25 protein-coding genes, 1 tRNA gene and 2 pseudogenes are annotated in these 25,014 nt (G+C 53.9%); 19 read left to right on the top strand and 9 right to left on the bottom strand.

The window, feature by feature from the left end; all coding sequences use genetic code 11:
- Positions 1–51: 51 nt before the first annotated feature.
- Together JLG71_RS03890 and JLG71_RS03885 are read right to left on the bottom strand one after the other, a co-directional pair.
- Positions 52–705, bottom strand: coding sequence for a LuxR C-terminal-related transcriptional regulator (locus JLG71_RS03890; RefSeq protein WP_014226837.1), 654 nt, complete (start codon positions 703–705; stop codon positions 52–54).
- A gap of 348 nt (positions 706–1,053) precedes the next feature.
- Positions 1,054–2,034, bottom strand: a complete 981-nt coding sequence (locus tag JLG71_RS03885) for a type IV pilus twitching motility protein PilT (RefSeq protein WP_025105940.1) — start codon at positions 2,032–2,034, stop codon at positions 1,054–1,056.
- A gap of 16 nt (positions 2,035–2,050) precedes the next feature.
- Here JLG71_RS03885 and JLG71_RS03880 point away from each other — a divergent pair, with 16 nt between their 5' ends.
- From JLG71_RS03880 to JLG71_RS03845, 8 genes are all read left to right on the top strand, one after another.
- Positions 2,051–2,755 carry a YggS family pyridoxal phosphate-dependent enzyme gene (locus tag JLG71_RS03880; protein WP_046877685.1) on the top strand — a complete coding sequence of 235 codons (705 nt, stop codon included), beginning with the start codon at positions 2,051–2,053 and terminating at the stop codon, positions 2,753–2,755.
- 17 nt (positions 2,756–2,772) lie between these two features.
- A complete protein-coding gene (locus JLG71_RS03875) occupies positions 2,773–3,339 on the top strand; it encodes a YggT family protein (protein WP_004105714.1) in 567 nt (188 codons plus the stop codon).
- Positions 3,336–3,626 carry a DUF167 family protein YggU gene (gene yggU, locus JLG71_RS03870; RefSeq protein WP_004854155.1) on the top strand — a complete coding sequence of 97 codons (291 nt, stop codon included), beginning with the start codon at positions 3,336–3,338 and terminating at the stop codon, positions 3,624–3,626. The genes JLG71_RS03875 and yggU overlap by 4 nt, the downstream gene beginning before the upstream one ends.
- Positions 3,627–3,638: 12 nt before the next feature.
- The gene (locus JLG71_RS03865) at positions 3,639–4,232 is read left to right on the top strand and encodes an XTP/dITP diphosphatase (RefSeq protein WP_004854157.1); all 594 of its coding nucleotides are present in this window, start codon (positions 3,639–3,641) and stop codon (positions 4,230–4,232) included.
- On the top strand, positions 4,225–5,361 hold the full coding sequence (gene hemW, locus JLG71_RS03860; protein ID WP_200913979.1) for a radical SAM family heme chaperone HemW: 1,137 nt from the start codon (positions 4,225–4,227) through the stop codon (positions 5,359–5,361). Before JLG71_RS03865 ends, hemW begins: the two co-directional genes overlap by 8 nt.
- Before the next feature lie 304 nt (positions 5,362–5,665).
- Positions 5,666–6,652 carry a TRAP transporter substrate-binding protein gene (locus tag JLG71_RS03855; RefSeq protein ID WP_014839537.1) on the top strand — a complete coding sequence of 329 codons (987 nt, stop codon included), beginning with the start codon at positions 5,666–5,668 and terminating at the stop codon, positions 6,650–6,652.
- A gap of 46 nt (positions 6,653–6,698) precedes the next feature.
- Positions 6,699–7,202, top strand: coding sequence for a TRAP transporter small permease (locus JLG71_RS03850; protein WP_014226842.1), 504 nt, complete (start codon positions 6,699–6,701; stop codon positions 7,200–7,202).
- On the top strand, positions 7,202–8,503 hold the full coding sequence (locus JLG71_RS03845; protein ID WP_004105725.1) for a TRAP transporter large permease: 1,302 nt from the start codon (positions 7,202–7,204) through the stop codon (positions 8,501–8,503). Before JLG71_RS03850 ends, JLG71_RS03845 begins: the two co-directional genes overlap by 1 nt.
- Positions 8,504–8,551: 48 nt before the next feature.
- On the opposite strand, the gene JLG71_RS03840 is transcribed toward JLG71_RS03845, so the two are convergent.
- Genes JLG71_RS03840 through trmB form a run of 3 tightly spaced genes read right to left on the bottom strand, consistent with a single transcriptional unit; the run spans position 8,552 to position 10,367 of the window.
- Positions 8,552–9,271 (bottom strand): YggN family protein, encoded by a 720-nt coding sequence (locus JLG71_RS03840; protein ID WP_009651812.1) that lies wholly within the window; start codon positions 9,269–9,271, stop codon positions 8,552–8,554.
- Positions 9,272–9,321: 50 nt separating this feature from the next.
- Positions 9,322–9,648: a YggL family protein gene (locus tag JLG71_RS03835; RefSeq protein WP_004854168.1), complete on the bottom strand. Its 327-nt coding sequence runs from the start codon at positions 9,646–9,648 to the stop codon at positions 9,322–9,324.
- A complete protein-coding gene (gene trmB / locus JLG71_RS03830) occupies positions 9,648–10,367 on the bottom strand; it encodes a tRNA (guanosine(46)-N7)-methyltransferase TrmB (protein WP_004854170.1) in 720 nt (239 codons plus the stop codon). Before trmB ends, JLG71_RS03835 begins: the two co-directional genes overlap by 1 nt.
- A gap of 136 nt (positions 10,368–10,503) precedes the next feature.
- On the opposite strand from trmB, the gene mutY reads away from it, so the two are divergent.
- The 4 genes from mutY (at position 10,504) to JLG71_RS03810 (ending at position 14,448) form a co-directional block, all read left to right on the top strand.
- Positions 10,504–11,562, top strand: coding sequence for an A/G-specific adenine glycosylase (gene mutY / locus JLG71_RS03825; RefSeq protein WP_200913978.1), 1,059 nt, complete (start codon positions 10,504–10,506; stop codon positions 11,560–11,562).
- Positions 11,563–11,589: 27 nt separating this feature from the next.
- On the top strand, positions 11,590–11,865 hold the full coding sequence (locus JLG71_RS03820; RefSeq protein ID WP_004854175.1) for an oxidative damage protection protein: 276 nt from the start codon (positions 11,590–11,592) through the stop codon (positions 11,863–11,865).
- Between the two features lie 50 nt (positions 11,866–11,915).
- Entirely contained in the window at positions 11,916–12,998 is a 1,083-nt protein-coding gene (gene mltC / locus JLG71_RS03815; protein ID WP_014226844.1) for a membrane-bound lytic murein transglycosylase MltC, read from the top strand.
- Between the two features lie 193 nt (positions 12,999–13,191).
- Positions 13,192–14,448, top strand: a complete 1,257-nt coding sequence (locus JLG71_RS03810) for a nucleoside permease (RefSeq protein WP_009651814.1) — start codon at positions 13,192–13,194, stop codon at positions 14,446–14,448.
- Between the two features lie 67 nt (positions 14,449–14,515).
- Here JLG71_RS03810 and JLG71_RS03805 read toward each other — a convergent pair whose 3' ends face one another.
- Positions 14,516–16,654 (bottom strand): ornithine decarboxylase, encoded by a 2,139-nt coding sequence (locus JLG71_RS03805; protein WP_014226846.1) that lies wholly within the window; start codon positions 16,652–16,654, stop codon positions 14,516–14,518.
- 437 nt (positions 16,655–17,091) lie between these two features.
- Between JLG71_RS03805 and JLG71_RS03800 the strand changes: the two genes are divergently transcribed.
- The 3 genes from JLG71_RS03800 (at position 17,092) to JLG71_RS03790 (ending at position 19,285) form a co-directional block, all read left to right on the top strand.
- Positions 17,092–17,808 (top strand): DUF554 domain-containing protein, encoded by a 717-nt coding sequence (locus JLG71_RS03800; RefSeq protein ID WP_004135818.1) that lies wholly within the window; start codon positions 17,092–17,094, stop codon positions 17,806–17,808.
- A 105-nt stretch (positions 17,809–17,913) separates the two neighbouring features.
- A tRNA-Phe gene (locus tag JLG71_RS03795) sits at positions 17,914–17,989 on the top strand.
- 384 nt (positions 17,990–18,373) lie between these two features.
- A complete protein-coding gene (locus tag JLG71_RS03790) occupies positions 18,374–19,285 on the top strand; it encodes an alpha/beta hydrolase (RefSeq protein ID WP_064377968.1) in 912 nt (303 codons plus the stop codon).
- A 16-nt stretch (positions 19,286–19,301) separates the two neighbouring features.
- Here JLG71_RS03790 and JLG71_RS03785 read toward each other — a convergent pair.
- A pseudogene (locus JLG71_RS03785) lies at positions 19,302–19,477 on the bottom strand (IS256 family transposase); the annotation flags it as partial.
- Between the two features lie 3 nt (positions 19,478–19,480).
- On the opposite strand from JLG71_RS03785, the pseudogene JLG71_RS03780 reads away from it, so the two are divergent.
- The 3 genes and pseudogenes from JLG71_RS03780 to JLG71_RS03770 all read left to right on the top strand — a co-directional run.
- Positions 19,481–20,029: pseudogene (locus JLG71_RS03780) on the top strand (IS256 family transposase); the annotation flags it as partial.
- Positions 20,030–20,213: 184 nt separating this feature from the next.
- On the top strand, positions 20,214–20,996 hold the full coding sequence (locus JLG71_RS03775; RefSeq protein WP_177936739.1) for a type IV toxin-antitoxin system AbiEi family antitoxin domain-containing protein: 783 nt from the start codon (positions 20,214–20,216) through the stop codon (positions 20,994–20,996).
- Positions 20,983–21,480 (top strand): nucleotidyl transferase AbiEii/AbiGii toxin family protein, encoded by a 498-nt coding sequence (locus JLG71_RS03770; protein WP_256204549.1) that lies wholly within the window; start codon positions 20,983–20,985, stop codon positions 21,478–21,480. Before JLG71_RS03775 ends, JLG71_RS03770 begins: the two co-directional genes overlap by 14 nt.
- A gap of 228 nt (positions 21,481–21,708) precedes the next feature.
- Here JLG71_RS03770 and JLG71_RS03765 read toward each other — a convergent pair whose 3' ends face one another.
- Complete coding sequence (locus JLG71_RS03765) at positions 21,709–23,097, bottom strand: SLC13 family permease (RefSeq protein ID WP_049082823.1); 1,389 nt, start codon at positions 23,095–23,097, stop codon at positions 21,709–21,711.
- Positions 23,098–23,366: 269 nt separating this feature from the next.
- Entirely contained in the window at positions 23,367–23,609 is a 243-nt protein-coding gene (locus JLG71_RS28330; protein ID WP_227630951.1) for a hypothetical protein, read from the bottom strand.
- A 33-nt stretch (positions 23,610–23,642) separates the two neighbouring features.
- On the opposite strand from JLG71_RS28330, the gene JLG71_RS03760 reads away from it, so the two are divergent.
- Positions 23,643–25,013 carry a pyridoxal-phosphate dependent enzyme gene (locus JLG71_RS03760; protein ID WP_025105933.1) on the top strand — a complete coding sequence of 457 codons (1,371 nt, stop codon included), beginning with the start codon at positions 23,643–23,645 and terminating at the stop codon, positions 25,011–25,013.
- The last annotated feature ends 1 nt before the right edge of the window (position 25,014 follow it).

The following is a 25,014-nucleotide window of genomic DNA, read 5'->3' as shown; positions in this document are numbered from 1 at the left end:
CAATGATGGCGCCCTACCGCAGCGGCAGGCGCCATCATCCTGATTTCATTTTTAGTGGCGCAAATGCTCATTCGCCCAGCTGACCGCCTGAGTCCGGTTCTTCACGCTTAGCTTACGGAACACGTTGTACAGATGGGTACGCACCGTGTTTTCACTGATAAACAGCGCGCGGGCAATATCCAGATTGGTCGCCCCGCAGCGAAGTTCATTCAGGATTTCACATTCACGCTCGGTCAGCGGTGAATTTTCCGCAGGCGCCGATACATGATCCGCAGCATACATCGCCGGGTGCATCACGCTCAATTCAGCCGTCTGTTCGCCGTTCAGCACAGCCTTAACGCCCTCAATTAAGCGCGATTCATCATCGTCATGACGGAAAACGCCGTACAGCGCTGGCCACTGCGCCATTTCGTAGAGCTCATACTTTTGCGCGCTATTGATAATCAATAAACGGGGGTTATCCGCCTGCAGACGAATAATATCACGCCATACGCTATTCAACTTTTTATTTGAAACTGCAATATCAAATAATATTACAGAATCTTTCAAAAGACGCTGCGCGAGGGGTTTGTTAATATTTTGCAGAACGACTGATGCAGATAACTTCTCAGCCAGCCAGGTTGCGAATGCTTTGCTTTGAATAGAGGGGTGAGTAATAAAAGTAACCTGGTGAGAAAAAGCCGAATTCTCAGATAAATTAATCACTTAAAACTCTCCTTAGTTGATTCCCGCCTTCATAGCGGTTAAATGAATTAACAAGAATACGATCGCTGGTGTATTTATAAATTCAAACCAAACTTACACCTTGAAACATTATTCCATGGGAATTTTCCTATCCCTGTAAACAGCATAAATCGAATGCCTTAAGAGAGTCAAAAGATTATCAAACTTTTTTCCTGGTTATGGGAGGTTTATGTCAATTCGTTTTTCATAGCGTGCATTATTCGGCTTAATTTTAGGTACTTATTTGTAATATAAAATAATGATACCAAACATTAATAAAACATTATCATAACAAGCCATTGGTATGATGTCTGAATATAAAAGATGCAGCTATAAAAGACCCGCAGCCGTACGTTGCTGAAAGCTTTGCGTAAAAGTTTGCATCCCGAATTGCTGCCCGGTTTGCATCACGCCGGGCAGCTGATGCGTTTTCCCCTCGCGGATCAAATTCGCCACCGCCGGGGTATTAACCAAAAGCTCGTATAGCGCAACTCTTCCGCCAGCAGTATCCGGAAACAATTTTTGTGCCAGCACCGCGCATAAACTTCCCGCCAGCTGGCTACGAACCTGCTCTTTCTCATGGGCAGGAAAAACATCCACCAGCCTTTCAACCGCCTGTGCCGCGCCGCGCGTATGCAGCGTCGCCATAACCAGATGTCCGGTCTCCGCCGCGGTCAATGCCAGGCGGATCGTTTCGCTGTCACGCAGTTCCCCTAGCAGAATGACATCCGGATCCTGACGCAGCGCAGCGCGCAGGGCCGCGGCAAATGAGGGGCAGTGGCGACCGATTTCCCGCTGCTGGATCAGGCAGCGCTCGCTGCGGTGAATAAACTCAACCGGATCTTCCAGCGTCAGGATATGGCCATTGAGGCGCTGATTAAGATAGCCCACCATCGCCGCCAGGGTGGTGGATTTCCCGCTACCGGTGGCGCCCGTGACCAGGATAAGCCCGCTCTCCTCATTGAGCAGCTCCGTTAAGGCGGCCGGCGCGCCGAGATCCGCCAGCTGCGGACAGGTTTCCGCCAGCAGACGCAGGGCCAGCGACAGACCGCGGTTGTGGACAAATGCGCTGGCGCGCAGGCGCGGTCCGCCGGCCGGAGCCAGCGCGAAATCGACCTGTCCGCAGGCCTGCCACTGGGCGAGCTGCTCGGCGTTGAGCCAATCAGCGAGTATCTTGCCAATATCCGGAGAGGTAAACGGCGCGGGCTCAAGCTTGCCCTGGCGACGCCAGCGCGGTGTTGAAGCATTGCACAGGTGTAGATCGGAGACGTTATGCTTTACACTAAGGGCCACTATTTCTTCCAGTTCCATAACTCATCCTCGGTATATGAACGATATTGCGCATAACCTGGCACAGGTCCGGGACAAAATCTCAGCCGCTGCCGCACGCTGCGGCCGTGCTCCAGAAGAAGTTACATTGCTTGCAGTCAGTAAAACGAAACCTGCGGGCGCTATCGAAGAAGCGATGGCCGCAGGCCAGGTCGCGTTTGGCGAAAATTATGTTCAGGAAGGGGTGGAGAAAATCCGCTACTTTCAGGAAAAGGGCGCAACCGGGCTACAGTGGCACTTTATAGGGCCGCTGCAGTCCAATAAAAGCCGTCTGGTGGCCGAGCATTTTGACTGGTGCCATACCGTCGATCGCCTGAAGATCGCCATGCGCCTTAGCGAACAGCGACCTGCGCAAATGACGCCGCTTAACGTACTGATTCAAATAAATATTAGCGATGAGCAGAGCAAGTCGGGCATTCCCGTTGACGAGCTGGACGCGCTGGCGGCAGAGATCGCGAAACTGCCGAATCTGCAGCTGCGCGGTTTAATGGCCATTCCCGCGCCAGAGTCAGAATATGTAAGGCAGTTTGCCGTCGCCCAACAAATGGCGGTAGCATTTGCGCGGCTAAAAACGCACTACCCTACCGTCGATACGTTGTCGCTGGGAATGTCGGATGATATGGAAGCCGCCATCGCGGCGGGAAGCACTATGGTGCGCATCGGAACCGCAATTTTCGGCGCGCGCGACTACAGCAAAAAATAAGGAATCTGAGGAACGCCATGAAGACGTTGACTTTCCTGCTCTCAACGGTCATTGAGCTTTACACAATGGTCGTGTTGTTACGCGTCTGGATGCAGTGGGCGCGCTGCGACTTTTATAACCCGTTTTCGCAGTTCGTGGTCAAGGCTACGCAGCCTGTCGTTGGGCCGCTGCGCCGCATTATCCCGGCGATGGGGCCGCTCGACAGCGCCTCCCTGCTGGTCGCCTTTATTCTCTGCGTCGTGAAAGCTATCGTGCTGTTTATGGTCGTCACCTTCCAGCCGATTATCTGGATCTCCGCGCTGCTGATCCTCATTAAAACCGTCGGCTCGCTGATTTTCTGGGTTCTCCTGCTCATGGCAATCATGAGCTGGGTAAGCCAGGGACGCAGCCCGGTGGAATATGTCCTGATGCAGTTGGCCGATCCGCTGCTGCGTCCGATCCGCAGACTGCTGCCATCGATGGGCGGCATTGATTTCTCGCCGATGGTGCTGGTTCTGCTGCTGTACGTGATCAACATGGGTATCGCCGAACTGTTGCAGGCTACCGGCAACGTTCTGCTTCCGGGGCTGTGGATGGCGCTATGAGTGCCGTCGAAGCCTGCGCTGATGGGTTGGTCTTACGGCTGTATATTCAGCCTAAGGCCAGCCGCGACAGCATCGTTGGTTTACATGGCGACGAGCTTAAAGTCGCCATTACCGCGCCTCCCGTTGACGGCCAGGCCAACGCCCATCTGGTAAAATTCCTCGCCAAACAGTTTCGCGTAGCGAAAAGCCAGGTGCTTATTGAGAAAGGCGAACTGGGCCGCCACAAACAGATAAAAATCATTCATCCGCAGCAGATCCCCGATGGGGTCGCCGCCCTGAAAGAATAAACAGGATCTCATATGCAAAAAGTTGTTCTCGCCACCGGCAATCCCGGGAAAGTGCGCGAGCTGGCCTCGCTGCTGGCAGATTTTGGCCTCGATATCGTGGCGCAAACCGAACTGGGCGTGGATTCCGCAGAGGAAACCGGCCTGACCTTTATCGAAAACGCCATTCTGAAAGCGCGTCATGCCGCGCAGATTACCGGCCTCCCGGCCATCGCCGATGACTCAGGTCTGGCCGTCGATGCGTTAGGCGGCGCGCCCGGCATCTATTCCGCCCGCTATTCCGGCGAAGACGCGACCGACCAGCGCAATCTCGAAAAGCTGCTCGATGCGCTGCGCGACGTGCCTGACGATCGGCGCCAGGCGCAATTCCACTGCGTGCTGGTCTATCTGCGCCATGCGGAAGATCCCACCCCGCTGGTTTGCCACGGCAGCTGGCCGGGCATCATCGCTCGCGAAGCCGCAGGCAGCGGCGGCTTTGGTTACGACCCGATATTCTTTGTTCCGACGGAAGGTAAAACCGCAGCGGAGCTGAGCCGTGAAGAAAAGAGCGCCATTTCCCACCGCGGACGCGCGCTCAAACTGTTACTGGAAGCCTTACGTAATGGCTAATTTGCCGCCCCTGAGCCTCTATATTCACATCCCGTGGTGCGTGCAAAAATGCCCGTACTGCGATTTCAACTCGCATGCGTTGAAGGGCGAGGTACCGCACGACGACTACGTTCAGCATCTGCTGAACGATCTGCGGGCCGACGCCCACTATGCGCAGGGACGTGAAATCGGCACTATTTTCATCGGCGGCGGTACGCCGAGCCTGCTCTCAGGCCCGGCGATGCAAACCCTGCTCGACGGCGTGCGGGAAGCTCTTCCCCTGGCGGACAACGCGGAAATCACGATGGAAGCCAACCCCGGCACCGTAGAAGCGGATCGTTTTGTCGAGTATCAGCGCGCGGGTATTAATCGCATCTCCATCGGCGTACAGAGCTTTAGCGAACAGAAGCTCCAGCGTCTCGGGCGCATCCACGGGCCACAGGAAGCCAAACGCGCGGCAAACCTGGCAAGCGGTCTGGGACAGCGCAGCTTTAACCTCGATTTAATGCACGGTCTGCCGGATCAGTCTCTGGAAGAGGCGCTGGACGACCTGCGTCAGGCGATTGCGCTCAATCCGCCGCATCTCTCCTGGTATCAGCTGACCATTGAGCCAAACACCCTGTTTGGCTCGCGTCCGCCGCCCCTGCCGGACGACGACGCGCTGTGGGATATTTATGAGCAGGGGCACAGCCTGCTCAGCGCGGCGGGCTATCAACAATATGAAACCTCCGCCTACGCTAAGCCGGGGTATCAGTGCCAGCATAACCTGAACTACTGGCGCTTTGGCGACTACCTGGGCATTGGCTGCGGCGCGCACGGCAAAGTGACCTTCCCGGACGGGCGCATTCTGCGGACGGCGAAAACCCGCCACCCGCGCGGCTATATGGAAGGCCGTTATCTGGAGCGCCAGCATGATGTGGAAGATGCGGATAAGCCGTTCGAGTTCTTTATGAACCGTTTCCGCCTGCTGGAAGCGGCGCCGCGAGATGAATTTAGCCGCTACACCGGGCTTGATGAGCGTACAATCCGTCCGCAAATCGATGCCGCCATTGCTGAGGGCTATCTGACGGAAGATGAGCGCTGCTGGCAGATTACCGAGCACGGTAAGCTCTTTTTGAACTCCCTTCTCGAATTATTCCTCAGCGAATAAACCTCGCTATGCTTATCCCGTTATAAAAATAACGGGATAATTAATTATTCGCTTTTCCCGAAATATTAATATCGTTATTTCCGAATCATCTCAGTTCAACATTTCCAATAAAAATAAATTCACATTCATTTATTAAAAATAAATATAACCTACCGCACAAAAATACGTATTTGATCGCCTGATTGCGAAAAAGTGTGAGTCAGACAGCTTAAAGATGTACGACAACAAAGATAATATGTCATACAGAAACAAAGAATACCCCTTAAGATATTGACCAATTACCCTAAGTGCATGGAGCCGACTCATGAAAAAACTCTCTTTTTCTCGTTCTCTGGCGTGTGTATCTCTGCTTGCCCTGCTCGCTTCCGGCGCCAGCGCAGCTGAAAAAGTCACGTTAAAACTGGCACATAACCTCGAACGTAGCCACGTTGTCCATCAGGCCTTTGAGGCGATGTCCAAAGAGGTTAACCAACTTTCCAACGGTGATATGAAGATTCGTATATATCCCAGTAGCCAGATGGGCAGCGCGCGCGAAACGATGGAGCTATTACAAAACGGCGCGCTGGATATGACCAAAGGTTCCGCCAGCGATCTGGAATCATTCGATAACGTCTACGCGATATATAATTTACCGTTCCTGTTTAAAGATCAGAATCACTTCAATAAAGTCGTCTTTGGTGACGTGGGCAAGGAAATTATGGAGTCCACGAAAGATAAAGGATTCTTTGCGCTTTCCGCCTATGTTGCCGGGACCCGCAGTTTTTACGCCAAAAAGCCCATCACTAAACCGGAAGATTTAAAAGGATTGAAGATCCGCGTCCAGGCCAGCCCGACAACCTTAAAAATGGTCGAATTAATGGGCGGTTCGCCAACCCCTATTTCCTTTGGTGAAGTTTATACCGCCATGCAGCAGGGCGTGGTGGACGGCGCGGAGAACAACGTGCCTTCCTGGGTGCAAACGCGCCATATCGAAATCGCGAAAGTGTTCTCAGAAGATGAACATGCCTCCATCCCGGATTTCCTCGTTATTTCCAGTAAAACCTGGGACAAATTGACGCCGGATCAGCAGCAAATCCTGATCAAGGCGGCGAAAGCTTCCGAAGCGTATCAGCAAAAACTGTGGGACAAGATCGACGCCGACACCCGCGCGCAGGCCAAAGCCATGGGCGGCGAAATTATCAAAGTGGATAAAGCGCCGTTCCGCGCCGCCGTGCAGCCGCTGTTTGATGAGTTCAAAAAAGATCCGAAGCAGGCCGCCCTGCTGGCCAAATTTGAAGCTGCCGCCGAATAACACTTAGCGGGCCAGCCGCTGGCCCGCTTTCATCGGGAAAACAATGATGATACTTAACCGCATAAAGCTGGCGGTGGACCGCACGATCGCCGCATTCTCCGTCGCCGTTATGATTGCGCTGGTTGTTTGCGTCGTCTGGCAGGTGTTCAGCCGCTACGTACTCAACCAGCCCAGCACCCTGACCGACGAGCTGGCGCGCTTTTTGATGATCTGGGTCGGGCTACTGGGTGCGGCATATACCGTCGGCGCCCAGCGTCATCTGGCTATCGACTTACTGGCGATGACGCTCCCTCCCCGCAGGCAGGCGCTGCTCAGCGTCATCATTAATCTGCTGATCTTTATTTTTGCCGGATCGGTGATTGTGACCGGCGGCGTGAAGCTGATCGAAAAAACGCTGTCGACCTCCCAGGTCTCAGCGGCAATGCAGATCCCCATGGGCTACGTCTATCTGATCCTGCCGTTAACCGGCCTCATTATGATGTTTTACGCAGTATGTTTTGTCAGCAACGGGCTAAAAAACATGAAGCACGCTGAAGCGGGGGCAAATTGATGGACAGCTATATCGCACTGATGCTATTTGGCTCTTTCTTTATTCTGGTTTTTATTGGCGTACCTATCTCCTTCTCTATCGGCATCGCCACCGTCGGTTCAATGCTGCTGATGTTCCCGTGGGATATCGCGGTGATTACCGTTTCTCAGCGCCTGGCGAACGGCCTCGATAACTTCGCCCTGCTGGCGATTCCATTCTTTATCTTTGCCGGTACGCTGATGAACAGCGGCGGGATTGCCATACGCTTAATCAATCTGGCTCAGGTGATGGTCGGACGCGTACCGGGCTCTCTGGGCCACGTCAACGTGCTGGCAAACATGATGTTCGGCTCGATTTCAGGCTCGGCGGTCGCCGCCGCCGCCGCGGTAGGGGGCACGCTGAACCCCATTCAGACGCAGAAAGGCTACGATCCGGCTTTCTCCACGGCGGTGAACGTCTCGTCGTGCATCACGGGCCTGCTTATTCCGCCGTCAAACGTGCTGATCGTCTTTTCCCTGACGGCGGGCGGCGTGTCGGTCGCGTCGCTGTTTATGGCCGGCTATCTGCCGGGCATTCTGATGGGCCTGGCTATTATGGTGGTCTGTGCCGTCATTGCTAAACGTCGCGGCTATCCGGTTTCTGAACGCCCCACCTGCGCCCAGGCGGCAAAAGCGTTTTTCGACGCCCTGCCCAGCCTGCTGCTGGTGATTATTGTGATGGGCGGGATCCTCGGCGGCATTTTTACCGCTACCGAAGCGTCGGCTATCGCCGTGGTCTACACCTTTATCCTGTCGGTGCTCATTTATCGGGAAGTGAAATGGCGCGATCTGCCGAAGCTGATCCTTGAATCGGTGGTGATGACCTCTATCGTGCTGCTGCTGATCGGCTTTTCCGTCGGCATGTCGTGGGCGATGACCAACGCCGACATTCCCTACATGATAAGCGATGCGCTAATGGGGGTGTCAGAAAACCCGGTGGTGATACTGCTGCTGATTAATATCGTGCTGTTAATCGTTGGGATTTTTATGGACATGACCCCGGCGGTGCTGATTTTCACGCCGATATTCCTGCCCATCGCGCAGGATTTAGGGATGGACCCGGTGCATTTCGGCATCATGATGGTCGCCAACCTGTGCATCGGTCTGCTGACGCCGCCGGTAGGCAGCGCGCTGTTCGTTGGCTGCTCCATTTCCGGCGTTAAAATTCAGCAGCTCATCAAACCGCTGCTACCGTTCTACGCCGCCCTGCTGATCGCGCTGATGATGATTGTCTATATCCCGCAGATCTCGCTGTTTATTCCGCAGCTGCTGGGGCTGATGTGATCGACTGACCATAATCGCTACCTGCGGGCGCAGGTAGCGAAATAAAACTTACTTTAACGACCCCACCAGCGCTTTGCGGCTCTCCTCAAGGGAGACCACGCGGCTGCAGACATCCTTACCAAACTGCTGGAAATCGGCTTCCTGGTTTTTCCATTCATCCTGAATGGCCGTTTGCAGGCCGCCAAGGCTGCCGAGGATCCCCTGCAGCGGGTTACCGCCGCCTTTAAGAACCGCCTTCGCCCCCATCTCGTTGATGCTATCCTGCAGAATGCCGCCCATCGCCTGATTTACCAGCTGCTGGCCGTCGGCGCGCACCTGATCGATGGCTTTATAGTGGAAGGTCAGGCCATCGTTACGATGTTCAATTATGCGGCTCATTTGCGCTTTCAGCTGCGCATCAAGCTTGGTCAGGCGGCTATGCATGCTGCTGCTGGCCCCCACCTGTTCGGTAATAATTTTATCCAGCGCGGCGCGGCCTTTTTCTACCCGCGTGCGGGCGCCTTCATCAATCCACGGCAGGCTGCTGCGCAGGCCAGCCTGATAGTCCTGAGCCTGCTCGCGCTGAGCGGCGTTCAGGGAATACGCTTTACCGTTAAAGGTCAGGTTGCCGTCCGGCTTAATCACCAGATCGCCGTTTTCGCCTTTTACCTGCACCTGCTGCGGGCTGAGGATGACATCGTCACGCGGCGTGACGCTACACTGGTAGTCCGCATGCGCGGACAAAGCGGTGACGGAAAGCGCCAATGCCAACAGCGTTTTGCGCATCATTTAACTCCCTTCAGACAAAACGGGCCGGCAGTTGCCGACCCTTGTCAAACTTAGTCCCACCAGATATCAAAAAGTTCGCTGGTGCGTACATCGGCAAGCCCGCGGTCTTCCAGCCATTTACGTACGATGGCCTGGTGTTCCTCGGTGCATTTGCCGATTTCCTGCAGGCAGATCAGGCCTTCCCAGGAAAGATAACCGCTGCCGTCAAAGGCCAGCTTATTAGGCTCAATCACTTCATCAATCAGATCGTTAACGGTCTGGTCGATCTGCTCTTCGCTGGTTCCATCCGCGAAACGCCACGCGACGGAAAAACCCACTTCCTGAAACTCGTCGATATGCATTTTTTTACGCAGACGACGGCTACGATTCGTTGCCATTATTTCACCCTCTCGAACATTAAGTCCCATACGCCGTGGCCAAGACGATGGCCACGCTGTTCAAATTTGGTTACCGGGCGCGATTCCGGGCGCGGCACATAGTCGTTGCTTTCAGACCGGTTACGATACCCTTCAAGCGAGGACATCACTTCCAGCATATGCTCGGCATATTGCTCCCAGTCGGTCGCCATATGGAAGACGCCGCCCAGCTTCAGTTTACTTTTCACCAGTTCGGCAAAAGGCGGCTGAACGATACGGCGCTTATTATGACGCGCTTTGTGCCACGGGTCAGGGAAAAACAGCTGCACCATGCTCAGGGAGTTATCCGGAATCATCGTATGCAGCACTTCCACCGCATCGTGGCACATGACGCGCAGGTTCTGCACGCCCTCTTCTTCGGCGGACGCCAGGCAGGCGCCGACGCCCGGCGAGTGCACTTCAATGCCGAGGAAATTCTGCTGCGGCTTCTCTTTCGCCATCGCCACCAGCGAAGCGCCCATACCGAAACCGATCTCCAGCGTGACCGGCGCCTCACGGCCAAACAGCGCGGCGAAATCGAGTGGCGCATCGTTAAATTCAACGCCCATCACCGGCCAAATATTGTCCAGCGCGTGCTGCTGACCTTTGGTCAGGCGGCCCTGACGACGGACGAAGCTGCGAATACGGCGCAGCGGACGGCCGTTTTCATCGAATTCCGGAGATATGACGTCGTTTTTCATAAAAGTTAAGTCTGCTTGTGAGAGTGTTCGGAAAACGGGCATTATCCAAAGTTACCCGGCGGATGCAAGGGTTTACAGCCTCTCGCCCTTGTGCTGCAATCTGCCACCTTATAATCGCTATCCCGGAGCCGTAGCTTTGACTTTTCTCGCCGCGCAATTTTCAGCCCAGATGCTGGACTGGTACGACAAATACGGGCGTAAAACCCTGCCCTGGCAAATCGGCAAGACGCCCTACAAAGTATGGCTCTCCGAGGTGATGTTGCAACAAACACAAGTGGCGACAGTCATCCCCTATTTTGAACGCTTTATGGCGCGTTTCCCAACGATTACCGACCTGGCGAACGCGCCCCTCGATGAAGTCCTGCATCTGTGGACCGGCCTGGGCTATTACGCCCGCGCGCGCAATTTACATAAAGCGGCGCAGCAGGTGGCCACGCTGCACGACGGCAAATTCCCACAGACCTTCGATGAAGTCGCCGCGCTGCCGGGCGTGGGCCGCTCTACCGCCGGCGCGATTTTATCCCTTTCTCTCGGTCAGCATTATCCGATTCTCGACGGTAACGTGAAGCGCGTGCTCGCGCGCTGCTATGCTGTCAGCGGTTGGCCGGGGAAAAAAGAGGTTGAGAAACGCCTGTGGGAGATCGCCGAGGACGTCACGCCGGCCAAAGGCGTCGAGCGTTTTAACCAGGCCATGATGGACCTCGGGGCGATGGTGTGTACCCGCTCTAAGCCAAAATGCGAGCTCTGTCCGCTGAATAACGGCTGCGTGGCTTACGCAAATCATTCATGGGCTCAATACCCAGGCAAAAAACCGAAACAGACGATCCCCGAGCGTACCGGCTATTTCCTGCTGATGCAGCACGGCGACGAGGTGTTCCTCTCCCAGCGTCCGCCGGTGGGCTTATGGGGCGGTTTGTTCTGCTTCCCGCAGTTTGAGGATGAAGATGCGCTGCGGGCGTGGCTGGCCCAGCGTCAGATTAAGACCGATAATCTGACGCAATTAACCGCGTTCCGCCACACTTTCAGCCATTTCCATCTGGATATTGTGCCGATGTGGCTTACAGTGCACTCATCCGGCGCATGCATGGATGAAGGGGGCGCACTCTGGTATAACTTAGCGCAGCCGCCGTCCGTCGGTCTGGCGGCTCCCGTGGAGCGCTTGTTGCAACAGTTAAAAGCCGGAGCACCGGTTTAGCTTTCTGGCGATTAAAGAGGATTAAGAATGAGCAGAACGATTTTTTGTACTTTCCTACAGCGTGAAGCCGAGGGCCAGGATTTTCAGCTGTACCCGGGCGAGCTGGGCAAACGCATCTATAACGAAATCTCCAAAGAAGCCTGGGCCCAGTGGCAGCATAAGCAGACGATGCTGATCAACGAGAAAAAACTCAGCATGATGAACCCGGAGCATCGCAAACTGCTGGAGCAGGAGATGGTTCAGTTCCTGTTTGAAGGTAAAGACGTGCACATCGAAGGCTACACGCCGCCAGAAAAACAGTAAGGGCCTGACGGCCCTTTACAACAATAAACACAACACGCACTCCCGGAATGATGAAAAAATACTTAGCGCTAGCGCTGATTGCGCCTTTGCTCGTTTCGTGTTCCAGCTCAACCAAAAAAGGCGCCGAGTACAACGAGGCGTGGGTAAAGGACACCAACGGCTTTGACATTCTGATGGGCCAGTTCGCCCATAACATCGAGAATATTTGGGGTTATAACGAAGTTCTGCTCGCCGGGCCGAAGGACTACGTCAAATACACCGACCAGTATCAGACCCGTAGCCATATCAACTTTGATGCGGGGACGATTACCGTCGAAACCATCGCCGGCACCGACCCGGCCGGGCGCCTGCGCCAGGCGATTATTAAAACCCTGCTGATGGGCGACGACCCAAACTCCATCGACCTCTATTCCGACGTCGATGATATTCAGATTTCAAAAGAGCCGTTCCTGTACGGTCAGGTGGTGGATAACACCGGCGAGTCGATTCGCTGGGAGTGGCGCGCCTCGCGCTTCGCCGACTATCTGCTGCAAACGCGCCTGAAAAGCCGCAGTAACGGCCCGCGCATGATCTACAGCATCACCATCAACCTGGTGCCGAACCACCTCGACAAACGCGCGCATAAATACATTGGCATGGTCCGTCAGGCATCGCGCAAATACGGCGTTGATGAATCGCTGATCCTGGCAATTATGCAAACCGAATCTTCCTTTAACCCCTATGCGGTCAGCCACGCCGACGCGCTGGGGCTGATGCAGGTGGTGCAGCACAGCGCCGGGAAGGACGTATTCCGTTCGCAGGGCAAATCAGGCCTGCCGAGCCGCAGCTATCTGTTCGATCCGGTCAATAACATCGACACCGGCACCGCCTATCTGGCGATGCTGAACAACGTCTATTTGTCCGGCATCACCAACCCGACCTCGCGTCGCTATGCGGTCATCACCGCCTATAACGGCGGCGCGGGCAGCGTACTGCGGGTCTTCTCCAGCGATAAGGTTCAGGCGGCGAATATCATCAACAACATGACGCCGGGAGATGTTTATCAGACCATCACCAGCCGTCACCCCTCCGCCGAGTCGCGTCGTTATCTGTATAAGGTTAACTCGGCGCAGAAAGGCTACCGCCGCAGGTAATCTCCCTCCAGCGCCCTTGTTTCCTCAAGGGCGCCTTCCTTCTGCTATACACAATAGAGTTGCGCAACTGTTTTGCGATTTTCTGCGGCAGTTAACAAAAGCATCCATAGCATAAATGATAGAATCCAACCAAAATAACGCCATAAATGTTATTTAAAACACAAAACAATTCTATATCCGTGAGGATCAAAACATGAATCTTAAGCTGCAGCTCAAAGTACTGTCGTTCCTGCAGTTCTGCCTCTGGGGAAGCTGGCTGACCACGCTCGGCTCGTATATGTTCGTCACCCTCAAGTTCGACGGTGCGGCCATCGGAGCGGTCTATAGCTCACTCGGTATCGCCGCAGTGTTTATGCCGACGCTGCTCGGTATCGTTGCCGATAAATGGATCAGCGCCAAGTGGGTTTATGCCATTTGCCATCTGGTCGGCGCGCTGACGCTGTGGCTCGCCGCCCAGGTCACCACGCCGGGGGAAATGTTCCTCGTCATCCTGCTCAACTCGCTGGCCTATATGCCAACGCTGGGGCTGATTAACACCATTTCGTACTACCGCCTACAGTCTGCGGATATGGATATCGTGACCGATTTCCCGCCGATTCGTATCTGGGGCACCATTGGTTTTATCCTCGCCATGTGGGGCGTCAGCTTCTCCGGCTTTGAACTGAGCCATATGCAGCTCTATATCGGCGCGGCGCTCTCCTTGCTGCTGGTGCTCTTCACCCTGACGCTGCCGCATATTCCGGTGGCTAATCAGCAGAAAAACCAGAGCTGGACCGCCATGCTGGGCCTTGATGCCTTCGCGCTGTTTAAAAACAAACGTATGGCGATCTTCTTTATTTTCTCGATGATGCTGGGCGCCGAACTGCAAATCACCAATATGTTCGGCAACACCTTCCTGCACAGCTTTGATAAAGATCCGCTGTTCGCCAGCAGCTTTATCGTGCAGCACGCCTCGGTGATGATGTCGATTTCGCAGATCTCGGAAACCCTGTTCATCCTGACCATCCCGTTCTTCCTCAGCCGCTACGGCATCAAAAACGTGATGCTGATTAGTATCGTGGCGTGGATGCTGCGCTTCGGCCTGTTCGCTTACGGCGACCCGACCCCGTTCGGCACCGTGCTGCTGGTGCTGTCGATGATCGTTTATGGCTGCGCCTTCGACTTCTTCAACATCTCGGGTTCGGTGTTTGTGGAAAAAGAGGTTCGTCCGGAAATCCGCGCCAGCGCCCAGGGTATGTTCCTGATGATGACTAACGGCTTCGGCTGCATACTTGGCGGGATGGTGAGCGGCAAAGTGGTGGAGCACTTTACCGTCGAAGGGATTACCGACTGGCAAACCGTATGGCTGATTTTCGCCGGCTATTCGCTGGTTCTGGCTTTTGCCTTTGTGGCGCTGTTTAAGTACAAGCACGTCCGCGTACCAACCGGGGCGCAGACCGTCGCACATTAAATAAACGGCTTACCCCAGATTTACGAATAAAAAAACGCGCCCCGGTGTTATCAACGGGGCGCGTTTTTTATGCTTTCAGCACATAGCCATATAGCCGCTTAATGCCGTCAGGGTCCGTTTCGCTGTAGACCCCCTGGAGCTCCGGCGAGAAGCCCGGCAGCATATTGACGCCTTCCTCCAGCGCCAGAAAATAGCGCAGCACCGCCCCGCCCCAGATTTCGCCAGGCACGACGCACAGCACGCCCGGTGGATACGGCAGCGCGCCCTCCGCCGCAATGCGCCCTTCGGCTTCGCTTAAGCGCACCAGTTCAACGTTACCGCGAATAAACTCGCGGTTGGCGTCCTGCGGGTTCATCACCGCGCGCGGGAAGCTCCTCTTGCGGAACATCTCTTTTTGCAAATCCTTCACGTCAAAGCTGACGTACAGGTTATGCATTTCCTGGCACAGCTCGCGGATGGTGTAATCCCGATAGCGCACCGGATATTTATTAAAGATGGTCGGCAGAACGTCGGCCAGCGGGGTGTCGGATTCAATATGCTGCTCAAACTGGGCGAGCATCGCCACCAGCTGCGCCAGCTTCTCGGCGCTCTCTGCGGGCGTCAGCAGGAACAGAATGGAGTTCAGATCGCACTTCTCCGGCACGATGCCGTTTTCGCGCAGGTAGTGGGCCAGAATGGTCGCCGGGATACCAAAATCGGTATATTTTCCGCTCTCCGCATCGATCCCCGGCGTCGTCAGCAGCAGTTTACAGGGGTCAACGAAATACTGATCGCTGGCATAGCCTTCGAAGCCGTGCCAGCGCGCGCCCGGCTCAAAGCTAAAGAAGCGCCGTTCGCGGGCGATGGCTTCAGTGGGATGATCCTGCCACGGACGCCCCGCCACCACCGGTGGAATAAACGGCTGGATCATTTTGCAGTTGGCGATAATCGCCTTGCGCGCTTCGATACCCAGCGCCACGCACTCCGCCCACAGGCGGCGCCCGCTCTCTCCTTCGTGAATTTTGGCATTCACGTCCAGAGCGGCGAACAGCGGATAAAACGGGCTGGTCGAGGCGTGCAGCATAAAGGCGTTGTTGAGCCGCTTATGCGGGCAAAAACGTTCCTGTCCGCGCAGGTGGTTATCTTTTTTATGGATCTGCGACGTTTGCGAAAAACCGGCCTGCTGTTTGTGCACCGACTGAGTGACAAAAATGCCCGGGTCGTCCGGCGTCAGGTCCAGCAGCAGCGGCGAACAGTCGGCCATCATCGGGATAAACTGCTCGTAGCCGACCCAGGCCGAGTCAAACAGGATGTAGTCGCACAGACCGCCGATTTTATCGACCACCTGGCGGGCGTTGTACACCGTCCCATCATAAGTACCGAGCTGAATCACCGCCAGGCGGAACGGGCGCGGCGCATCGGCTTTTTCCGGCGCCGTCTCGCGTATCAGTTCGCGCAGGTATTTCTCATCGAAGCAGCGATCGTCGATACCGCCAATAAAACCGAACGGATTGCGCGACGCTTCGAGATAAACCGGCGTTGCGCCGGCCTGAATCAGCGCGCCATGATGATTGGATTTATGGTTGTTACGGTCAAACAGTACCAGATCGCCGCGCGTCAGCAGCGCGTTGGTCACCACTTTGTTCGCCGCAGAGGTGCCGTTAAGGACGAAGTAGGTTTTATCGGCGTTGAAGACCTTCGCCGCAAACTTCTGCGCGTGTTTGGCAGACCCTTCATGAATCAGCAGATCGCCAAGCTTAACGTCGGCGTTGCACATGTCGGCGCGAAAGACGTTTTCACCAAAGAAGTCGAAAAACTGCCGTCCCGCCGGATGCTTCTTAAAGAAGGCGCCGTGCTGATGGCCCGGGCACGCGAAGGTGCTGTTATCCATCTCAACGTATTGGGTCAGCGTATCGAAGAACGGCGGCAGCAGGTTCTCTTCATAGCCGCAGGCGGCGGCTTCCAGTTCGAGCCACTCCTGCTCTTTGCCGCTAACGATGGCCGTCACGCCTTCTGGTTTTTCGTGGTCAGCGTCACTGAACAGATAAACCGGCAGGTTGAACCCGGTGCGTTTCAGTAACGCAAGGATGCCGCTGCGGCTGTCCGCTACGGTAATGACGACTGCCGCCACATCGGTAAAATCTGTACTGTCCAGGGCCACCACGCGACGGTGGGTGGACAGGCGGGATACCAGCTCGCGGCTGGCGGCAATGTGCATTGATTTCATGAGCGCGAATACCCGTTTCCGGAGAGTAAAAGGCTTCGGCCAGGGCGTCTGGGCTCTGGCCAACGAAATGTCAGGGTCTGGCTGGATCCCAGCTCCGACCGCCAGACATCAGTAAAAGCAGACCGCGTCCGATCTTACTGTTGTCCTGCAGTGAGCCTGCGTTACGCTCACCGCATGGTGGGCAGAAGTTGCAGTGTAAGGGTAGCAAGACGAGGCTGCCTGCGCATCTGTACGCAGCGGCAACGGCGATGTAGCGGCGATGTCGTCATCACGGCGGCCTCATTCAGGAGAGGAGAAAATTCGCGCAATCATGTCACCTTTAAATCTACCGCGCAAGATGAATTACGTATGCAGCCATACCACGGATGCGCAAGCCTTTTGGCCCGTTTAGCGTCATAATAATGCAGTCATTAGGGATAATTAACAGGAGTCATGCTGTGGTTACAGGGCCATTTATTAACGCCGGCGCGGTCCTTTTGGGCGGCGTACTCGGCGCACTCTTAAGTCAAAGATTGCCGGAACGGATTCGTACATCAATGACCTCTATTTTTGGCCTCGCGTCGCTGGGCATCGGCATTCTGCTGGTGATCAAATGCGCCAACCTGCCGGTGATGGTGCTTTCAACGCTGGTGGGCGCGCTGCTCGGCGAAGTGTGCAACATGGAGAAAGGCATTAATACGCTGGTCAGTAAGCTCCAGCAGCTGCTTTCGCCCAAAAAGGGGCAGAAAAAGGTCTCAGCGCATGAGTCCTATATTCAAAGCTACGTCGCGATAATCGTGCTGTTCTGCGCCAGCGGAACCGGGATTTTCGGCGCGATGCGCGAAGGAATGACCGGCGACGCCAGCATTCTCATTGCCAAAGCGTTTCTCGACTTCTTTACCGCCACTATCTTCGCCTGCACCCTGGGGCTGGCCGTCTCGGCCATTTGCGTACCGATGCTGGCCATCCAGCTGGCGCTGGCGGCCTGCGCGTCGCTGATTATGCCGTTAACCACGCCGATGATGATGGCGGATTTCACCGCCGTCGGCGGTATGCTGCTGGTCGCGACCGGTCTGCGCATCTGCGGAATTAAAATGTTCGCCGTGGTGAATATGCTGCCGGCCCTGGTGCTGGCGATGCCGATTTCAGTGGCCTGGACGGCGTTTTTCGCCTGAAGATGCGTGCTTTTGACGCAATGTGGTGATAGATTGTTCAGTCTGCTGCGAAACAGATAAATTTCGTTGACGAGGTGCGGCGAATCAGGTTTAATGCGCCCCGTTGCCCGGATAGCTCAGTCGGTAGAGCAGGGGATTGAAAATCCCCGTGTCCTTGGTTCGATTCCGAGTCCGGGCACCACTATTTAAAGAACCCGCCCAAAAGGCGGGTTTTTGCTTTTGGGGAACTAGCACTAGCTTCCCGTCAAAGTCCCCTCACCCTCTCCGCCAGAAAAAAATCATTGCCAGGGATTTTGCCTGCCCCACGCTCTCTCGCATCACTTGCCTGAGCGCAGGTCTGCTTGTTTTGCGGGAAAACCCTTATCACCAGCGTCGTTGAAAAAGTAAGCTATTTGTCAGTTAGTAGAGAAAGATAAAAAAAAACTGAACAATTTTAATAAACTTATAATGTGGCGTATTTCTCAGATTGTGTATGAATGAGTAAATAAATTAATGCCTATTAAAATGTAAAAAAAAGCACTACCGACAATTATTATTTCTGGCGTAAGCAGCTAAAGGAATGAACATGCTGAGTAACGGAGCAAAAGATTATAAAGCGAAACTGTTTGAAAATCATGATGAGAATATTCATTTTCTTTTGCATACTCCACTCTCCATTCAGCGCCAGGTCTGGGAGTCTGCAGCCACAAAGGCAACGCTACCTGCGGGTGTATGTATCGATACTGTTAACGACACAGAGGTGACCGCGGAGTGGATTTCATATCCAGATTCGATAAATACCAGGATTATTCTCTATTTCCACGGAGGTGGAAATTCTCAGGGTTCGTGTCTGACTCACAGAAAACTCGCTGCCTATCTCGCACAATATTCTGGTTGCCGAACTCTGGTACTGGAATATCCTCTGGCGCCAGAAAATCGATTTCCTGCGGCCTTATTAAATTGTCATCAGGCCTATTTATGGCTGCTTGCTAATGGTTATTCAGCAGAGGACATTATCCTCGCGGGAGACTCCAGTGGTGGTGGTCTGGTCATGTCGCTTTTACTCTTGTTAAAACAGCATCAAGATCCTTTGCCGGACTCGTCTGTTCTGCTATCACCCATGTTGGATTTCACACTTTCAGGTAAGAGCATAACGCTGTGTAAGGATCTTGATCCGCTGCTTTGCATAGAAGACCTGATAATGACCGTGAAATACTACTGTTCGGACAGTGAACGAAGCGATCCTCTTGTCTCTCCCCTGTTTGGTGATTTGTCTGGACTTCCTCCCGTATTTATTCAGGTGGGAAGCGAGGAGTTATTGCGCGATGATGCATTACGCCTCTCCCGATATGCTAAAAAGGCTGGGATGCAAGTTGAGCTTGAGATATGGGACGGGCTCTGGCATGTATTTCAGTCATCGGTGGGAAAGATACCTGAAGCGGATGAGGCGTTACAAGCCGTTGCTAAATTTATCCGAAGCAGAAGAGCCTGTCTGTAATTCTGTGTAACTGCCACTATAAAAGGTGATCGCTCAGGCGGTCACCGAACTCGATAATAAAACGACTCATCGCCAGCCGCCAGTTCTGGATCGGCATACTCCATTTTTTGACGCATCTTTGATCGCCAGATAAACCACTTTCCGTACCGAGTCGTCTGTCGGGAACACTTTGCGTTTCTTAATCGCAGCACGGACACGCTGTCCGACGAGATCGAACGCAAGATTATTCGCCTGTTCGCACTGGGGATGAGTTACCAGGATATCAGCCGGGAAATTGAAGAGCTCTATGCTTTCAGCGTGTCCACCGCCACCATCAGTACAGTAACCGATAAAATCATCCCTGAACTAAAACAGTAGCAACAGCGCACGCTGGAGAAGGTTTACCACTTCGTCTGGCTGGATGCTATTCACTATAAAATCCGTGAGGATGGCCGTTACCAGAGCAAAGCGGTTTATACCGTTCTGGCGCTGAATCTGGAAGGCAAAAAAGAAGTTCTGGGCCTGTATCTGTCAGAAAGTGAAGGCGCTAACTTCTGGCTATCCGTATTGAGTAACCTGCAAAACCGTGGCGTTGAAGACATCCTGATTGCCTGCGTGGACGGGCTGACTGGCCTCCCGGAGGCAATAAACAGCATTTATCCGCAGACAGAGGTGCAGTTGTGCGTCATTCACCAGATCCGTAACACGATTAAATACGTGGCCTCAAAGCACCATAAAGACTTCATGACCGACATGAAACCGGTATAGCATTTGTTGCTCATATACCATACAAATCCATAAAGATAAAATTTAAACAAAGAAAACAAAAAGTTATAGAAATACTTTGGATATCACTATTTAAAATGATTCCAAAATCACCTGTACCAGCGAGAGTACGAGAACCATAATGGTTTAATAATTATCGAAATTGTCTATCAAGAGACGACATTTGCCAAACTATCTAAACTGGCTGATGCAAAACACCCTACCTGGTCAGGTGTTGCTCCAGTCATGGCTCACTCGTAACGGCATAGATCGTAAGCTCTCTTACCTCTATGTGCAGAATGGCTGGCTCAGGCGGATCGCGCACGGCGTATACTGCCGGGCGGGCCGTGAGCCGGACTGGGTGGACGCGGTTTATTGCCTGCAAACGCAGTGGGAAAAACCGGTTCGCGTGGCGGGACTGACCAGCGTTGCGCTACAGGGCTATGCTCACTATACCGAGCCGGGCAGGCAGCAAATCTGGCTCACGCTTCCGGCTTACGTCAAGCTGCCGGGATGGTTTGTCGTCTTTGAACCATCCGCGATGTTTGTCACGCTGTATACCTCTGGCCTCACCGTTGATATACCGTCATTCACGACACAACTTAAAATCGGCGACCGACAGTTAGTGGGCAGCGTACCGGAACTGGCCGCGTATGAGATCGCCTGCGGCGTTCCTTCCTTGATCTCGTTCGAACATGCCGATGCTCTGTTTCAGGGGATGAATCTTCTTAGCCCGCGTAAATTACAGGCGCTGCTCTTCGCCAGTCATTCGGTTAAAACCAACCGCGTGATGCTCTACCTTGCCCGACGCAATGAGCATCCTTACTTTCAGTACCTCGATCAAAGCGGTATAGAAACAGGCTCGGGAAAACGGCAAATCGTTCCCGGCGGTTGGCTGGAGCCGGATTATCAAATCACCGTTCCCCGCGCATTTAAACCGGAAGGAGTCGAAGATGGATCTGCGTGATAGTTATGCCCGACAGGTCAGGCTATTAATGACTGCCCTGCCGCATGTGGCGAAGGAGTCCTGTTTCGCCCTGAAAGGCGGCACGGCAATCAACTTATTTGTACAAGATTTCCCTCGCCTGTCGGTGGATATCGATCTGGCGTATAAGACCTTTACTGATCGCGATACCGATCTGGCGGTCATCAATGACGCCTTGATGCGTATTACTGAATCGCTGAACGGCAGACCGGGGATCACGGCTATCCGACAGGAGAATAAAGCGGATGAAAAGCGCATCATAGTTAACACCGCTGATGCGAAGATAAAGATTGAAGTTTGTCACGCGGTTAAATGCGGACCTCGAATCATTATGTGTGGAGTTCCATCCGCTATATGTGAACCTCAGACCGTTATGTGTGGACCTGACTCCACACATAACGAAGCCTCTCTCCTTAAACACCGATTTTTCGTGATACCTCTCACCAAACCAAAGCGATTTATGTAGTGGCCTTCGTGGGGGTGCTGTTTTCGAGAAATACCAACAAAACCAATAACAAACAGCACGTTAATCGTAGGTATGATTCCGAGTCCGGGCACCACTATTTAAAGAACCCGCCCAAAAGGCGGGTTTTTGCTTTTCTGCGACCGGACTCTCCATCGAACTGCGTTCGATTATTCGCCGCACGGCAGTCTTAATTTGCAAGATATTGGGTGGAAACTCGCTTATCAGAAGTTATACCCAAAACAACATGCTAAATCCGGTCAAAACGACGATACAAGCGACATTCAAAAACAGGCCGGCACGCATCATCTCCTGCTGCTTGATATGGCCGGTGGCGAAAACTATAGCGTTTGGCGGCGTCGCCACGGGCAGCATAAAAGCGCATGAAGCCGCAATGGCAATCAATACCGACAGAATCACAGGAGACATGCCGAACGCTTCGGCCACTGAGGCAAATACGGGAATGAGCAAAGCGGCGCTGGCCGTATTACTGGCAAACTCGGTCAGAAACACCACGAATGTTGCAATCACCAGGATAATAATAAATATCCCCATATGAGCCACCATCCCGCTAATCTGGTTTGCCAGGAACAGGCTGGTGCCCGTCTCTTTCAACACATTACTTAAGCAGATACCGCCGCCGAATAATAACAGCACGCCCCAGTCAGCCGTTTTCTCTATATCCTTCCAGTGAACCACCCGGGCGAAATTGACTAATATAATGGCGCCTAAAGCCACGATGGTATCGAAGGATTTAAAACCGCCCAGCAGATCGTTAATGGGTCCGCTGAAAATCCAGAAGAATACGGTAAGGCCAAAAATAGCCAGGGTGACTATTTTGCCTTTATCCCAATCGACCTGTTCACTATTCGTTTCGAAGGTCCCCTTAAGTTCCGGCCTGAACACGAGGTAAAGAATCGCAATAGCGACAGGCAGTAAGACGATCATTGCCGGGAAACCGAACTTCATCCAGTCAAAGAAGGAGAGCCCCACCTCGGCGGCGGCAATCGCATTCGGTGGACTGCCGACGATGGTCGCCATTCCGCCAATGCTGGCGCTATAGGCAATACCGAGGAGCACAAACACATAGGTCGAATGGCGGTTTTTGCCATCGACTTTACTCAGGATCCCCAATACCAGCGGCATCATCATTGCGGCCGTCGCCGTATTACTGATCCACATTGACAGCAGCGCCGTCACGCCAAATAGCATAAAGACCGCGAGGCGCATTTTACCCCTCGCCATCGCTAATACCTTATCGGCAATGACTTTATCCAGCCCCTGCACATGCATCGCCGCCGCCAGAGCAAAACCGCCGAGGAAAAGGAATATCGTTGAGTTGGCGAAACTGTTTAGCGCCGCCTGGGTATTAAATACCCCCAGCAGCACGGCCATGACGGGAACCATGATTGCCGTAACGGTCACGTGCAGCGCTTCCGTTAACCATAATACGGCGATAAAAGCGAGCATACTCAGCCCCATGACCACCTTCGGCTCATAGGGTAGCGTGTTGTAGAGAACGATAAACAGAACAATATCGAGCAAAATGATGATGCTGTTACGATTAAAAAACCACTCGTGGGTATTGGTGGGTAAAGGACTCATGTCGTTTTTATTCATAGTAGCTTCCTTGTAACTGGTTACGACTGAATCATTACATGTATATGTCTTTCAGGTATAAATTATGTTCCTGTTCTGTTAACTGGATCGTACCAGACAATTTCCCGCCTGAATGACACCCAGGTCAGGATATTTCCGGAAAGAGGTTCCTGATATAGACGATTTATTGAAGCGAGCAGGCCGACTTTATTAGCTTTAATTTCCTTCGTCTGAATTTCTGTCTTTGGCTGCCGCGCCGGTATACGCGGCGTTGATAGTTTCACCAACATCTAAAATAGCCCCAGAGATCCATCGATTATTTTCGGCAATCCATTTCTGAAATAGAGATAAAGCAGCGCGTAAAAACGGATAATTCGGTGAAAAACCGGGCAAAAGCGCGCTATTCTGGAAATCAACACGCCCAGGCGGCTAACTACCTTTCCCTCCGGACGGCTAAAAAGAATCTTATATTCCTTTTTGCTCTTAGCGGCAGACAAAAGTTCTTTAAAATGCCAATTTTGCAGCCCTACCATTCAAATCATCTCGATACGAATGGGCAAAATGTTATGTCAGTTTTTCATTCCGTTAGCGACCTGATTGGTCATACTCCCCTGCTGCAGCTCCATAAGCTTGATACCGGCCCCTGCAGCCTGTTTCTAAAACTGGAAAATCAAAATCCCGGCGGCTCGATAAAAGACCGCGTCGCGCTATCCATGATTACGCAGGCAGAGCGCGAAGGGAAATTAAAACCCGGCGGCACGATTATCGAAGCCACCGCCGGCAATACCGGCCTCGGTCTGGCGCTGATCGCCGCGCAGAAAAATTATCGCCTGATTCTGGTGGTGCCGGACAAAATGAGCCGCGAGAAGATTTTCCATCTGCGCGCGCTGGGAGCGCAGGTGCAGCTTACCCGATCGGACGTTAACAAAGGCCATCCCGCCTACTATCAGGACTACGCCCGGCGCCTTGCCGACGAAACGCCAGGCGCCTTTTATATCGACCAGTTTAATAACGAGGCTAACCCGCTGGCGCATGCCACCACCACTGCCCCGGAGATCTTCCAGCAGCTGGATGGCGATATCGACGCGATCGTCGTCGGCGTCGGCTCCGGCGGAACGCTCGGCGGGCTACAGGCCTGGTTTGCTGAGCACTCCCCTGAAACGGAATTTATCCTCGCCGATCCGGCGGGCTCCATTCTGGCGGACCAGGTCGAAACCGGGCGCTACGGCGAAACCGGCTCCTGGCTGGTGGAAGGGATCGGCGAAGACTTTATTCCGCCGCTGGCCCATCTTGAAGGCGTCCGCAGCGCATACCGCGTCACCGATAGCGAAGCTTTCGCCACCGCCCGCCAACTGCTGCAGGTTGAAGGCATTCTGGCAGGCTCCTCTACCGGAACGCTGCTCACCGCCGCCCTGCGCTACTGCCGGGCGCAGACATCCCCTAAACGCGTGGTGACCTTCGCCTGCGACAGCGGCAATAAATATCTATCAAAGATGTTTAACGATGACTGGATGCGCCAGCAGGGCTTTTTAAGCCGTCCATCGCGCGGCGACCTCAGCGATTTTATCGCTCTGCGCCACGACGAAGGGGCAACCGTCACCGCCGCGCCGGACGATACCCTGGCGGCCATCCTCGCGCGTATGCGCCTCTACGACATCTCGCAGCTGCCGGTGCTGGAAAACGGCCGCGTCGTCGGCATCGTCGACGAATGGGATCTGATTAGCCACGTCCAGGGCGACAGTCAGCGCTTTTCTCTGCCGGTCAGGGAAGCGATGACCCGTAACGTGGAGACCCTGGATAAGCACGCGCCGGAAAGCGCGCTGAAGGCCATTTTCGATCGCGGCCTGGTGGCCGTTATCGCCGACAACGATCGTTTTCTTGGCCTCATTACCCGCAGCGATGTGCTGACCACCTGGCGTAACCGACTCGAACAGTAAG

It is taken from the genome of Klebsiella michiganensis (assembly GCF_015139575.1).
Taxonomy (GTDB): Bacteria; Pseudomonadota; Gammaproteobacteria; order Enterobacterales; family Enterobacteriaceae; genus Klebsiella; species Klebsiella michiganensis.
The sequence above is the reverse complement of the archived record's forward strand: the minus strand, read 5'-3'. Positions and strand labels throughout refer to the sequence as shown.

What these genes read in the sequence shown, in the direction of transcription:
- JLG71_RS03865 (WP_004854157.1), top strand. Translation starts at nt 3,639, where the DNA reads ATGCAAAAAGTTGTTCTCGCCACCGGCAATCCCGGGAAAGTGCGCGAG.
- JLG71_RS03835 (WP_004854168.1), bottom strand. Translation starts at nt 9,648, where the DNA reads ATGGCAACGAATCGTAGCCGTCGTCTGCGTAAAAAAATGCATATCGAC.
- JLG71_RS03820 (WP_004854175.1), top strand. Translation starts at nt 11,590, where the DNA reads ATGAGCAGAACGATTTTTTGTACTTTCCTACAGCGTGAAGCCGAGGGC.
- yggU (WP_004854155.1), top strand. Translation starts at nt 3,336, where the DNA reads ATGAGTGCCGTCGAAGCCTGCGCTGATGGGTTGGTCTTACGGCTGTAT.
- JLG71_RS03760 (WP_025105933.1), top strand. Translation starts at nt 23,643, where the DNA reads ATGTCAGTTTTTCATTCCGTTAGCGACCTGATTGGTCATACTCCCCTG.
- JLG71_RS28330 (WP_227630951.1), bottom strand. Translation starts at nt 23,609, where the DNA reads ATGGTAGGGCTGCAAAATTGGCATTTTAAAGAACTTTTGTCTGCCGCT.
- JLG71_RS03855 (WP_014839537.1), top strand. Translation starts at nt 5,666, where the DNA reads ATGAAAAAACTCTCTTTTTCTCGTTCTCTGGCGTGTGTATCTCTGCTT.
- JLG71_RS03805 (WP_014226846.1), bottom strand. Translation starts at nt 16,654, where the DNA reads ATGAAATCAATGCACATTGCCGCCAGCCGCGAGCTGGTATCCCGCCTG.
- JLG71_RS03840 (WP_009651812.1), bottom strand. Translation starts at nt 9,271, where the DNA reads ATGATGCGCAAAACGCTGTTGGCATTGGCGCTTTCCGTCACCGCTTTG.
- JLG71_RS03875 (WP_004105714.1), top strand. Translation starts at nt 2,773, where the DNA reads ATGAAGACGTTGACTTTCCTGCTCTCAACGGTCATTGAGCTTTACACA.
- JLG71_RS03845 (WP_004105725.1), top strand. Translation starts at nt 7,202, where the DNA reads ATGGACAGCTATATCGCACTGATGCTATTTGGCTCTTTCTTTATTCTG.
- JLG71_RS03810 (WP_009651814.1), top strand. Translation starts at nt 13,192, where the DNA reads ATGAATCTTAAGCTGCAGCTCAAAGTACTGTCGTTCCTGCAGTTCTGC.
- JLG71_RS03790 (WP_064377968.1), top strand. Translation starts at nt 18,374, where the DNA reads ATGCTGAGTAACGGAGCAAAAGATTATAAAGCGAAACTGTTTGAAAAT.
- JLG71_RS03850 (WP_014226842.1), top strand. Translation starts at nt 6,699, where the DNA reads ATGATACTTAACCGCATAAAGCTGGCGGTGGACCGCACGATCGCCGCA.
- JLG71_RS03885 (WP_025105940.1), bottom strand. Translation starts at nt 2,034, where the DNA reads ATGGAACTGGAAGAAATAGTGGCCCTTAGTGTAAAGCATAACGTCTCC.
- trmB (WP_004854170.1), bottom strand. Translation starts at nt 10,367, where the DNA reads ATGAAAAACGACGTCATATCTCCGGAATTCGATGAAAACGGCCGTCCG.
- JLG71_RS03765 (WP_049082823.1), bottom strand. Translation starts at nt 23,097, where the DNA reads ATGAATAAAAACGACATGAGTCCTTTACCCACCAATACCCACGAGTGG.
- mltC (WP_014226844.1), top strand. Translation starts at nt 11,916, where the DNA reads ATGAAAAAATACTTAGCGCTAGCGCTGATTGCGCCTTTGCTCGTTTCG.
- JLG71_RS03770 (WP_256204549.1), top strand. Translation starts at nt 20,983, where the DNA reads ATGGATCTGCGTGATAGTTATGCCCGACAGGTCAGGCTATTAATGACT.
- JLG71_RS03880 (WP_046877685.1), top strand. Translation starts at nt 2,051, where the DNA reads ATGAACGATATTGCGCATAACCTGGCACAGGTCCGGGACAAAATCTCA.
- hemW (WP_200913979.1), top strand. Translation starts at nt 4,225, where the DNA reads ATGGCTAATTTGCCGCCCCTGAGCCTCTATATTCACATCCCGTGGTGC.